Here is a 1,002-nt window from a genome sequence, read left to right as displayed (position 1 = left end):
GCCGCGCGGCGGTGCAATCGGCCAAACTCGGCAAGTCGGTGCTGGTGGTCGACCGCGGCCGGCGTCTTGGCGGCGTCTCGGTGCACACCGGCACCATTCCCTCGAAAACGCTGCGCGAAACGGTGCTCAATCTCTCGGGCTGGCGCGAGCGCGGCTTCTATGGACGCGGCTACCGGGTCAAGCAGGACATCTCGGTCGGCGACCTGATCGAGCGCCTGCACAAGACGCTCGACCACGAGGTCGAGGTGCTGCAACACCAGTTCATGCGCAACACGGTCAAAAGTGCGCGCGCGGCGGTAAAATTTCTCGGCCCCAACAAGGTCAGCCTGACATCGGACAATGGCGATTACAGCGAAGTCGGCTTCGCCAATGCGCTGATCGCCGTCGGCACCAGGCCGCATCGGCCGCGCGACGTGCCCTTCGACAAGACCCGTGTCTTCGACAGCGACGAGATGCTCGAACTCGACCGGCTGCCGCGCACGCTGACGGTGATCGGCGCCGGCGTCATCGGCGTCGAATACGCCACGATCTTTTCCGCGCTCGACGTACCGGTGACGCTGGTCGAGCCGCGCAACTCCATCCTCGATTTTGTCGACCGCGAGATCGTCGACGATTTCATCCACCAGATGCGCGACCGTGGCATGACCATAAGGCTGGGCAGTGCCGTCAAGGAAATCCGCTCCAAGCCGGAAGCCGCCGAGGTGGAGCTGGCCGATGGCCGCACCATCCGCTCCGAGGTCGTGCTCTATGCCGCCGGCCGCACCGGCAATGTCGGCAGCCTTGGCCTCGACGTGGTCGGCATCGAGGCCGACTCCAGGGGCCGCATCAAGGTCGATCCGCAGACGTTTCAGACCAGCGTGCCCAATATCTACGCCGCCGGCGACGTCATCGGCTTTCCGAGCCTTGCCTCCACCTCGATGGAGCAGGGCCGGGTGGCTGCCTGTCATGCCTTCGGCGTGTCATTGCCGCCGCCGCCGGAGACGTTCCCCTATGGCATCTACG

Annotated in this window: 1 protein-coding gene; it reads left to right on the top strand. The window is 65.4% G+C overall.

From position 1 onward, the window contains the following. The coding region (locus EOA36_RS36090) for an FAD-dependent oxidoreductase (protein ID WP_127281293.1) at positions 1–1,002 on the top strand (1,002 nt) is incomplete at both ends.

The organism is Mesorhizobium sp. M8A.F.Ca.ET.021.01.1.1 (assembly GCF_003998025.1).
Lineage (GTDB): Bacteria > Pseudomonadota > Alphaproteobacteria > Rhizobiales > Rhizobiaceae > Mesorhizobium.
The sequence above is the reverse complement of the archived record's forward strand: the minus strand, read 5'-3'. Positions and strand labels throughout refer to the sequence as shown.